This is a genomic window from Nonomuraea sp. KM90 (genome assembly GCF_052246675.1).
Lineage (GTDB): Bacteria > Actinomycetota > Actinomycetes > Streptosporangiales > Streptosporangiaceae > Nonomuraea.
The window spans coordinates 1-1,597 of record NZ_JBQQCB010000348.1 but is presented as its reverse complement, the minus strand read 5'-3'; the positions used below and the strand labels follow the sequence as shown (position 1 = coordinate 1,597).

Genomic DNA, 1,597 nt, shown 5'->3' with positions numbered 1-1,597 from the left:
GTACCACCATGTAACGGGATGTACCGGAATGTGACTGCCGCGCTACGGCGTGTCGTGTCAGTCGGGAGCGGCCACCGCCTTCATCTTCGGTGTTGAGAAGACGCCGGAGAAGAGGGGTGGCCGCAGATGTTCACTATTGCAGGCGCGCGCGAGGTGGCCGAGCACATCGGGGCATCCGAGGCGTCACACCTTCGTCCCCTGATCGATTTCCGCGCCGCCTTCCATCGGCTGTTATGGCGGCGGGCGGATGCGTTGTTCGAGCTCACTGATGCGATGTTGTGCGCGCAGGGGCCGGTGTGCTCGCCGGTGGAGTTGTCGATGGAGCCGGAGTTCCGCCGTGGGCATGGCTCGGTCTACGCCGCTTTGGATCAAGGGCGGATCGACACCGGCGCTCTGCGGCGCCTGCTGCTGGGCGTGGCCACTGCGGCCCGGCCGGGTGAGCCGTTGATGTTCGCCCTGGATGTCACGCCGGATGCGCGGCCCGACGCCGAGTACGCCGATGAGCGGGTGATGGTCCAGGTGAGAGGCAAGGGCGGCGACAAGTTCCTGCCTGGTTGGCCCTACAGCTTGCTGGTGGGCGTGCAGTGGGGCTCCTCCTCGTGGGTGGATCCAATCGAGGCGCGCCGGATCCATCCCGGTCAAGAGCACACCGACGTCACCATCGGCCAGATCGCCGACCTGCTCGGTGACCTGGAGGCGACCAACCGGCTCGTCGAACATGACCCGCCACCGCTGGTCATGCTGGACGCCGGGAACTACGCCACCGACATCTCCCACGCGCTGGCCGCTCACCCTGTCCAGGTGCTGGTCCGGCTGCGCGCCACCCGCGTCTTCTACGCCGACCCAGCACCGCGCAGACCCGGTGAGATGGGGGCGGGTAAGCGCCACGGCCGCGAATTCTCCTGCTCCGACCCCGCCAAACGGCACATCCCGGATCTCGCCCTGACCGCAGACTCGTCCCGGCACGGCACCGTGACCGTCCGCGCCTGGACCGGCCTGCATCAAAAGCTCACCCGCACCGGCCGCTGGGCCGGCCACCCTGCCCATGAGCGATTGCCCATGGTGCGCGGCACCGTCATCCAGATCGTCGTGGACCGGCTTCCCGACGGCCGCAAGCCGGCCAAAGATCTCTGGCTGTGGCACGCCGGGCCCATCGAGGTCGATGCGGCGCTGCTGGACCTGCTGTGGAAGGCCTACCTGCGCCGCTTCGATCAAGAGCACTTTCACCGCTTCGCCAAGGTCTATCTGGGCATGGCCCGCGCCCACCTGGCCTCGGCGCAGGCCACCGACCGCTGGATGCACCTGATCCTGGCCGCCTATGCCCAACTCCGGCTGGCCAGCCCTCACGTCGACGACCTGCGCCGTCCCTGGCATCCGCGACCCGAACCGGGAAGAGCGCTCAGCCCATACCGGGTCCGGCTCGGCTTTCGCCGTCTCCGTGCAAAACTCGGCACTCCCGCCGACTCACCGAAACTCACCAGGCCCGGCCCCGGACGCCCCAAAGGATCAAGGAACCGGCCGAAAGACAAGCGCCCGCCCTACCGCAAGACCGTAGCCGCCGACAACGAACACCGAGAGTGACGTTAAATCGCAAGCT

Annotated in this window: 1 protein-coding gene; it reads left to right on the top strand. The window is 67.8% G+C overall.

Features of this window, described 5'->3' with window-relative positions:
* The first annotated feature begins 153 nt into the window (after positions 1 to 153).
* Positions 154 to 1,581: a transposase gene (locus ACTWPW_RS64110; protein ID WP_443175027.1), complete on the top strand. Its 1,428-nt coding sequence runs from the start codon at positions 154 to 156 to the stop codon at positions 1,579 to 1,581.
* Positions 1,582 to 1,597: the final 16 nt, after the last annotated feature.